The 6,463-nt window shown below is 69.2% G+C and carries 7 protein-coding genes; 3 read left to right on the forward strand and 4 right to left on the reverse strand.

Going from position 1 to position 6,463, the window contains the following annotated elements:
• The first annotated feature begins 58 nt into the window (after positions 1-58).
• Complete coding sequence (locus tag ABD286_RS18780) at positions 59-817, forward strand: SDR family NAD(P)-dependent oxidoreductase (protein WP_344196363.1); 759 nt, start codon at positions 59-61, stop codon at positions 815-817.
• A 19-nt stretch (positions 818-836) separates the two neighbouring features.
• Here the strand turns inward: ABD286_RS18780 and ABD286_RS18785 are convergent, their stop codons facing one another.
• From ABD286_RS18785 to ABD286_RS18795, 3 genes are read right to left on the reverse strand one after another with little or no spacing between them, the layout of a single operon-like run.
• Entirely contained in the window at positions 837-1,844 is a 1,008-nt protein-coding gene (locus ABD286_RS18785) for a molybdopterin-dependent oxidoreductase (protein ID WP_344196365.1), read from the reverse strand.
• Positions 1,841-2,482 (reverse strand): YdeI/OmpD-associated family protein, encoded by a 642-nt coding sequence (locus ABD286_RS18790; protein ID WP_344196368.1) that lies wholly within the window; start codon positions 2,480-2,482, stop codon positions 1,841-1,843. Before ABD286_RS18790 ends, ABD286_RS18785 begins: the two co-directional genes overlap by 4 nt.
• 27 nt (positions 2,483-2,509) lie before the next feature.
• Entirely contained in the window at positions 2,510-3,295 is a 786-nt protein-coding gene (locus tag ABD286_RS18795) for an alpha/beta fold hydrolase (RefSeq protein ID WP_344196371.1), read from the reverse strand.
• A gap of 100 nt (positions 3,296-3,395) precedes the next feature.
• On the opposite strand from ABD286_RS18795, the gene cysM reads away from it, so the two are divergent.
• Together cysM and ABD286_RS18805 are read left to right on the forward strand one after the other, a co-directional pair.
• Positions 3,396-4,310 carry a cysteine synthase CysM gene (gene cysM, locus ABD286_RS18800; RefSeq protein WP_425565421.1) on the forward strand — a complete coding sequence of 305 codons (915 nt, stop codon included), beginning with the start codon at positions 3,396-3,398 and terminating at the stop codon, positions 4,308-4,310.
• Between the two features lie 96 nt (positions 4,311-4,406).
• The gene (locus tag ABD286_RS18805; RefSeq protein WP_344196377.1) at positions 4,407-5,297 is read left to right on the forward strand and encodes a nuclease-related domain-containing protein; all 891 of its coding nucleotides are present in this window, start codon (positions 4,407-4,409) and stop codon (positions 5,295-5,297) included.
• Positions 5,298-5,327: 30 nt separating this feature from the next.
• Here the strand turns inward: ABD286_RS18805 and ABD286_RS18810 are convergent.
• On the reverse strand, positions 5,328-6,463 hold a 1,136-nt coding region (locus ABD286_RS18810), incomplete at its 5' end, for a cutinase family protein (protein ID WP_344196379.1).

Here is a 6,463-nt window from a genome sequence, read left to right on the forward strand (position 1 = left end):
CCTGTCTAGTCGCTCCGCCGGTGAGGCGCACCATCGGGGGCACACGCATAGTTGACCCATGACGGTGCAGAACGCGCGAAACCACGGCAATGACGACGGACGGCTCGACGGCCAGGTGGCGCTGGTCACCGGTGGAAGCCGAGGCATCGGGCTCGCGGCAGCACGTGGGCTGGGTGAGCGTGGCGCAACCGTGGTCCTCGTCGGCCGCACCGACGAGTCTGCTCGGGGAGCCGCGGAGGCGCTGGTGGCGGACGGGATCGACGCGGTCGGGATCGGCTGCGACGTCGCTGTTGCCGAGGAGGTGGCCGCCCTCCCCGAGAGGCTCGGCCCCTTGGCAGCTGTCGACGTCCTCGTCTGCGCGGCCGGGGTGATGAGCGAGCGCACGGCGAAGACGCTGCGCACCAGCGAGGACGAGTGGCGCCGGGTGATGGCGATCAACCTCGACGGGGTGTGGCGGACGATGACGACATTCGTCCCCGGCATGGTCGAGCGACGCCACGGCCGGGTCATTGCCGTCAGCGCGTGCCTGGGTCGGATGAGCGGTCCGGGCAACGCCGGGGGCCTGGCGCCATATCGGGTGGCCAAGGCCGGGGTGAATGCGTTGGTGCGCAATCTCGCCCACGAGCAGGGCCTGGGCATGCGCGGTGTCCTCGTGGATGCGACGTGCCCGGGTCACTGCCGCACCGACATGGGTGGGGAGGACGCGCCCCGCTCCGCCGAGCAGGGAGCCGAGACGGCGGTGTGGCTGGCCGGCCGGTCCGCCGATGGCGCCCAGACCGGGGTGCTGTGGGAGGACCGCCAGGTCGTCCCCTGGTAGCCGAGGTCGCTTCCTCCGCCTACTGAAGGGGGAAGGGCGGCTCGACCCACCACGGGCGGTCGTCGTGGCTGATCCGGTCGACCCACTTCACCCAGTGGAACCCCCGTCGACCCGGGACCACCAGGCGCGCGGGCGCCCCGTGGGCCGGCGTGAGGGCCTGGCCGTCGATGGCGGTCGCGAGGAGCAGCCGGTCGGTGAGCGGCAGCCGTCGGGAGTACCCCGTCGTGCTGGTGACCTCGACCGTTCCCTTCGCCCCTGGTGGCAGCAACCTGCTCAGGCGAACCCCCGACCACTCCTGCTCGGTCCACCACCCGCCGGTGCAGTCGAGGACCGCCACCTGCCGGTCGTTCCACTGGGCGAGCTCGGCCAACGACCAGTCGCGCGAGGCGCCGCCCGTCACCACGGTCAACCGCCACGACGTCGGGTCGAGGTCAGGCACCTCGTCGAACAACCACGACGTGGCCGGGATCGCAGCGACCTCGGACGACGCGAGCTGGAACGACCCGGTCGCGCGACGTATGCCGCGTCGCGACGTGAGCGCGCCGGCCGCCTGGACGCCCGCCTCGAGGACGGCGGCGACGGCGACCAGCGCACCGAGACGGACGAAGGTGCGGCGGGACAGGTCGCTGCGCCGCGAGCGCACGCGGCGCTGCAGGGCGTGCGCCACGGTGAGGACGACAGCCACGATGCCGGCGCCCACGTGCACCTGCAAGGTCGTCACGGTCGAGTCGCGGAAAAGCACGCCGACGACGTGGGCGAGGCCGGTGACGAGGGCCAGCAGCACGACGGCGCCCAGGAGCACGGATGTTGCGCGCCCGGGACGCCGTTGGCGCTGCGTCCGGCGCAGCCCCCGACGGACGACCGCCGACTTCCACGGCACGAGGACGACCACCAGGAGGGCGACGACTCCGTGGAGGATGGCGACCGGCCAGACCGGTCCGCTGCCGACCAGGAACATCAGGAAGCCGGTCAGGGCCGCCAACGGGACCACGACCAGCAGGGCCAGATTCGACAGTCGACCGTTCACTGGCGGCCAGCCGAGCGCTTCTCCCGCGCGGGTGCGTCGGACCGTCCGGGGTGACCTGCCTTCTGCGGATGGGGCGTCTCGCCACGGGCCAGCATCTGGACCATCTCGTCGATCTTGCGAGCCCGGCTCGCGGCGCGCTTCATGCTCTCGACGCGATGGATCACCGCGAACCGGTTCGCGCTGGTCAGCACGTCGTACATCGCCTGCGCTTCCGGCACTGCGGCAAGCGCGGCGACCAGGTCGTCGGGCGCTTGGCGAGTCGCCGGCCCGGCATACGCCGCGTCCCACCGCCCGTCGGCGCGCGCCGCCTCGACGGCAGCGCGTCCGGCCTCGGTCATCCGGCCCTGCTCCTCCAGCGTCGCCACGAGCGCGACGTTCCGTTGCGACCAAATGCCCTTGGGCCGGCGTGGGGTGATGCGGATCGTGTAGCTCTCCTCGTCGCGCTTGCCGGACTGTCCGTCGATCCAGCCGAAGCACAACAGCTCCTCGACCGCGCTCGCCCACGTGACCGTAGTGACCGAGCCGCCCTTCTTGGTCAGCACGAGCCGCACACCGGGGGACGTCGCGTGGTGCCCCTCCAACCACGCCCGCAGCGCGGCGCTGTCGGCGACGAGCAGCTCGGGCAGCAGGTTTGCCATGGCCCAACGCTAGACGCGCGTCCGTTCTCAGTGGGTGCTGTCGAGGATCAGTCGAGTTGCTTCATCCGGTGCGTCCCATTGCGGGAAGTGACCGCAACGCTCGAACCAGTGCAGCACCGCATCGGGGAACAGCTCCGTGGCCCGTGCAGCCTGCTTCGGCACAGTCACCAGGTCACGGCGCCCCCACCCGATCGTGACTCGGCCGGGCACGGTGCCAGCTGGGGCGCCCTGTTGCTTGGGCCCCTTCGTCAGGGCGTCCAGCGCCGCGGCAGTGGCCGGGGAGTCCGCAAGCCCGCGGACGTCCGGCAGCACCGTGTCGCGAGACAGCGCCCAGGGCCGCGCCGACAACTGCGCCAGCAGCAGGGTTCTGCCGACAGGGCTCCCGAGCAGTGATGGCAGTGCGCCTCGAAGTGCTCGCACCAGCGCGACCGAGGGCCGCAGGGTGGCGCCGAAGACGGCCAGCTCGCGGTCGCTCCAGAAGCCGCCCGGGTCCAACGCCACGGCGTCGCCGCCCACGCCGCGCCGGGCGAGCTCGAGCACCATACGCCCGCCCATCGACTGGCCCACTGTGGAGACCCCGTCCAGACCTTGTTCGCGGATGAAGTCCGCAACGGAGTCGGTCAAGGTCGCGATCGAGACCTCGCCGGTCAGCGACGGCGAGTCACCGAAGCCGGGCAGGTCGACAGCGATGACCTCCCGGTGCTGGGCCAGGCCGTCGAGGATCGGAGCCCACGATCGCCAGCCCGCCCCCAGACCGTGCACGAGCAACAAAGGACTTCCGCTTCCGCGTCGAACATGGTTGAGGGTCATCATCAAGACGCTATCCCAAGTGGCCCAGGCCGGCTTGGCGCCCGCAAGCGCACCGGCCTGCCTGAGGAAGGAAGCTGCCGACCGCCGCCGTAGACTCCGGCGCGTGAGCAACCCTCCGGCGTACCCCACGATGGAGGACGTCATCGGCGACACCCCGCTGGTGCGTCTGCAACGCCTCCCCGGACCGGAGAACGAACGCCGCGGCAACGTGCTGCTCGCCAAGCTCGAGGGGAACAACCCGGCCGGCTCGGTGAAGGACCGGCCGGCGATCGCCATGATCCGGGGCGCCGAGGCGCGAGGGGACATCTCCCCCGGCGACACCCTCCTGGAGGCTACCTCGGGCAACACCGGCATCGCGTTGGCGATGGCGGCGGCGATCAGCGGCTACCCCTTGGTCATCGTGATGCCCGAGGACGCCTCCACCGAGCGGATCCAGACGATGAGGGCGTATGGAGCCGACCTCGTCCTCACCCCGGCCGATGGCGGCATGGAGGAGGCCCGCGATGTCGTGACGCGGATGGAGCGGGAGGGTCGTGGCCGGGTCCTGGACCAGTTCGGCAACCCAGACAACCCGCGCTCCCACGAGGACGGCACCGGCCCGGAGCTGTGGCGCCAGACCGACGGACGGATCACGCACTTCGTGTCCGCGATGGGCACCACGGGCACGATCACCGGGGTGTCGCGGTTCCTGAAGTCGCGCAACCCCGACATCCAGATCGTCGGGGCACAGCCCTCAGACGGCTCCAAGATCCCCGGGATCCGCGCCTGGCCACCGGAGTACGTGCCGAAGATCTTCGACCCGTCGGCGGTCGACCGGACCGTGGAGGTCACCCAGGCGGACGCCGAGGAGACGGCCCGCCGGCTGGCCCGCGAGGAGGGCATCTTCGGCGGCGTCTCCGCGGCCGGCGCCTGCTGGACCGCGCTGCAGGTCGCCCAGGAGGTCGAGGGGGCGACGATCGTCTTCGTCGTGTGCGACCGCGGTGACCGCTACCTCTCGAGCGGCGTTTTCCCCGCCTGACACGTGGCGCACCCGGCGCCGTCCCTCCGGCTGCGGCCCTACGTCTTCTCCGTCAAACCGGGCACACGGCGCTTGGCAACGACGTACGGTGCCGGCGTGGAGGGGGAACTCGACGGGAAGGTCATGCGCCTGCGGTATGCCGGCACGTGCCGTGTGTGCGGCTCCCGGCTGCCCGAGAAGACCCGGGCGATCTACGAGCGGCAGACCAAGACGGTCCGATGCCTTGAGCACGTCACTCCTCCTGCCTCGTCCATGACACCGAAAAGGCCAAGTCGTGCGTCGGCGCCGCCCGCGGAGGCGCTGCCCCCAGAGGCGCCCGCAGCTGCGCCCGAGGACGTGGACTCGGGAGTTGCAGGGGCATCGGCCCGTCGCGAGTTCGAGCGGCGCAAGGCCAGGCGGGAGGAACGAATCCGCACGGCACACCCACGAATCGGCGGCTTCCTCCTCGCCATCTCTGAGGAGAAGCAGTCCACCACCGCCTGGGGCATCGGGGCCGTGGGTGAGGAGCGACTCGGCAAGGGACTGGATCGCCTGGCCAACGACACCGTCAGGCTGCTTCACGACCGGCGGATCCCGAAGTCCCGCGCGAACATCGACCACATCGCCGTGACGGCCAGCGGCATCTACGTCATCGACGCGAAGAAGTACAAGGGCCGCCCGCAGCTCAAGATCGAAGGCGGGGTCCTGCGGCCCAGGGTCGAGCGGCTGCTCGTCGGACGACGCGACTGCACCAATCTCGTGGACAGTGTGCTGAAGCAGGTCGAGGCGGTCCGCATTGGGCTCGCCGATGACACCGTGCCGGTCCACGGCGTGCTCTGCTTCGTCGAAGCCGACTGGCCCCTGTTCGGCGGCAGCTTCACCACGCATGACGTACAGGTCGTCTGGCCGAAGAAGCTCTATCCCCAACTGCAGGTAGACGGGCCGCTGAGCACGGACGCCATCGACACCCTCCACCGCCGCCTCGCCAACGCTCTGCCCGCCGCCTGAGCCGCATCATTAGCGGCGGTTAGACGCTAGTTATGTGGCAGATTGCGCGAGCATGTACCCGAGTGCCGCCAGCTCGCCCCCGGTGTAGCTCGTGTGGGGGCTGATGCTGGCTCCGAGGTAGGCGGAACAGACGAGGTCCTTCTCGTGACATAGGGCGACGGTGCGCGAGATGACTGTATCGGGCAAAGGGCCGTTCACTGAGCCGCTGAACAAGTTGACGGATGACCAGACGCCTGCGCTGAACGTCTGCGCCACGGTAGGGACATACACAGTTATCTGTCCCGCATCGAGGGATGCGCTTCGCCACCAGCCTTCCTGTGCATTTAACACACGCCCTGGGTCTGCTACAAATGCCACGCCAGCTACACGGTCCAGCATGGCCGAATCGCTCGCGGCGAGTTGACGCAGTGCTAGGTGGCCGGCCAGAGCGCCTTGAGAGTATCCGAGCAAGACGAACTTGGCGTTGGGGCAGTCCCTGCGCTCGGCGTACATTCGGGATATCAACTTGTCCACGCCGTCGTAGATGCTATTCGTGTAGGCGTTGACCGAGACTCGCAGATCCACGACCGGGACAGGGAGGGCCTTGTACTGGATGGCCACCTTCTTTACGGTTCCCTGTCGGAGCGATTCAAAAGAATTGAGCGTCTGTCCGTTGTAGTTGCCGAAGCCGTCGCTTTCGCCTGCGAACGTGGGGTCACTCCAACCCGTAAAGATGTTCCAGTCGCCCTGAGGGGCCTCGGCTGAGCCGCGCAGGCCAAATGCGACATACGCCGTACAACCGGAAGCGTTGCCCGAAGGAATCGCCTGAGGCGGTGCAGGTGCTGGGCGCGGTGGAGCAACGTAGCCTACCCATGGCATATACACGACGCCGGAGCCTTGAATGTCGTCAGTCCCAGGGCCATTGGACGATCCCCAGTCGATATTGCGCGCATCCACATAGGTGCCATCAGACGTGATGGCAATCTCACTGTTGGCGATGCGGCCGTTGATCCTCACCTCCGCCATGGCCCCAGCGGCGAGTGCGGTGGACGCATAGCGGATGGTGGTTCCATCGAGGTGAACCAACGGAGCGGGAACCACATTTCCTACGTTGATGCCGTACCAGTCACCCGCAGCAGGGGCACTGACCGCACCATCACCATTGGTATCCCCACCCACGGTGTCAT

Origin of the sequence: Pedococcus aerophilus, assembly GCF_039532215.1 — a bacterium.
Lineage (GTDB): Bacteria > Actinomycetota > Actinomycetes > Actinomycetales > Dermatophilaceae > Pedococcus > Pedococcus aerophilus.

Bases quoted from the DNA above. Each gene is read 5' to 3' on its own strand.
- ABD286_RS18780 (WP_344196363.1), top strand. From the start codon at position 59: ATGACGGTGCAGAACGCGCGAAACCACGGCAATGACGACGGACGGCTC.
- ABD286_RS18790 (WP_344196368.1), bottom strand. From the start codon at position 2,482: ATGGCAAACCTGCTGCCCGAGCTGCTCGTCGCCGACAGCGCCGCGCTG.
- ABD286_RS18795 (WP_344196371.1), bottom strand. From the start codon at position 3,295: ATGATGACCCTCAACCATGTTCGACGCGGAAGCGGAAGTCCTTTGTTG.